The sequence below is a fragment of the Corallococcus praedator genome (assembly GCF_003612125.1).
Lineage (GTDB): Bacteria > Myxococcota > Myxococcia > Myxococcales > Myxococcaceae > Corallococcus > Corallococcus praedator.
On record NZ_RAWI01000735.1, the window covers coordinates 1 to 1,652 of the forward strand.

A 1,652-nucleotide genomic window follows, 5' to 3' on the forward strand; every position below is an offset into this window, starting at 1 on the left:
CACCCGCTCCGGATGGTCCCACGCCCGTGACAGGGCCTGGCGGCGCTGGCGGCGCACGCGCTCGTCATGGTGGCGGGAGCGGTAGATGGCGAACCCCACGCCCACGCCCGCCACCACCAGCGCGGCGTCGCCAGGGGTGATGCGGCTGCTGTTCGTCGCGCTCGGGGTGGGGGCGGTGACGGTGGTGCCGTCGCTGGTGCTCCTGTTCCGCGTCTTCCGGCCCCAGCCTCCCGGAACGACGGCTACTTGAGCACGGGGAAGAGGGGCGGGTGGACGACGCGGGGCTTCTCCTCGCCCCGGGTCACGAGGACGCGGGCGCCTTCGAGCAGGTCCTCGGAGTCCAGCGCCTCCACCACGGTGCGCGCGGCCGTCTCCTCATCCATCACGCGGCAGTGCACGCGCATGAAGCCGCCTTCCGTCTCGCCGCCCTCCACCTCGCCGTTGCCCGTCCAACCGAGCGCGTCCGTGAGCAGCTCCTCCACGGCGTTGCGCTTCTCGAAGTCGTGGCCGCTGCCCTTGCCCTGCACGGCGTACTCCACCAGGAGCACAGCCATGGCCTCGGGCTCGGGCTCGTCGTAGCCGGTGTCCACCAGGGACTCGGCCTCCTGGGCGATGACCATGTCGGGGTCCTCGTCGGCGGGGACGGGGACGGTCTTCTGTTCGCCGCCGTCGCCCACGGGGCCCCAGTGCACGGTGACGACGCCCTCGTGCTCCCAGGCCTCCCAGTAGCGCAGGGTGTCGCCGTCCTTCTTGTAGAGCTTCAGCACGCCGGTGGCCTCATGCGCGCGGACTCTACCGTCAGGAGGCCGGGGCGCATCCTAGAAGGCACGGCCCTGGCCGCCGTCCACGGGCAGGGTGGAGCCCGTGACCCACTTCGCCCGCTCGGAGCACAGGAAGGCGACCACGTCCGCCACCTCCTCCGGCGTGCCGAAACGGCCCCAGGGGATCTGCTCGCGCACCATGCGGGCCACGGCTTCGGGGTCCAGTTGCTGGCGTTTGTCCCAGCTTCCCCCGGGGAAGAAGATGGAGCCGGGGGCGACGGCGTTGACGCGGATGCGGTGGGGGGCCAGGTCCACCGCCATCTCCTTGGTCAGCGCGATGAGGGCCGCCTTGGCCGCGCTGTAGGGCGCGCTGGTGGCGTACTCACGGCCGAAGATGGAGCTCAGGTGGACGATGCTGCCGCCCCCCCGCGCGCGCATCACCGCCAGTGCGCGCTGGCTGCACCACACGGCGGACATCAGGTTGCGCTGGAGCACGTCCGCCCACTGCTCGGAGCTGGCCGCGTCGAAGGCGCCCGCGCCGCCGCTGCCGCCCACGTTGTTGACCAGGATGTCCAGCGAACCGAACGCGCGCACCGCCGCGTCCACAGCGGCATGGGCCCCTTCCGGGGTCGCCACGTCCGCGACCACCGTGGCCACCTGCGCGCCCTCGGAGCGCAGCGCCTTCGCCACGGTCTCCACGGGCTCCAGGTTCCGAGCGCACACGCACACCCGCGCGCCCTCGCGCGACAGCACCGTGGCGATGGCCCGTCCGATGCCCCGGCTGCTGCCGGTGATGAGCGCTGTTTTTCCTGTGATTCCCAGTTCCATGCGGCGTGTTCTACCGCTGGAGCGGGGCGCGTGGGGCGCGGGTTTGTGGGGGGCGGTCGAGAT

Annotated in this window: 3 protein-coding genes; 1 reads left to right on the plus strand and 2 read right to left on the minus strand. The window is 72.3% G+C overall.

The window, feature by feature from the left end; all coding sequences use genetic code 11:
• Positions 1 to 85: 85 nt before the first annotated feature.
• Positions 86 to 250 (plus strand): hypothetical protein, encoded by a 165-nt coding sequence (locus D7Y13_RS41345; protein ID WP_244222470.1) that lies wholly within the window; start codon positions 86 to 88, stop codon positions 248 to 250.
• Here the strand turns inward: D7Y13_RS41345 and D7Y13_RS41350 are convergent.
• Positions 243 to 767 (minus strand): hypothetical protein, encoded by a 525-nt coding sequence (locus D7Y13_RS41350; RefSeq protein ID WP_120536461.1) that lies wholly within the window; start codon positions 765 to 767, stop codon positions 243 to 245. The genes D7Y13_RS41345 and D7Y13_RS41350 overlap by 8 nt on opposite strands.
• 51 nt (positions 768 to 818) lie before the next feature.
• Positions 819 to 1,589, minus strand: a complete 771-nt coding sequence (locus tag D7Y13_RS41355; RefSeq protein WP_120536460.1) for an SDR family NAD(P)-dependent oxidoreductase — start codon at positions 1,587 to 1,589, stop codon at positions 819 to 821.
• Positions 1,590 to 1,652: the final 63 nt, after the last annotated feature.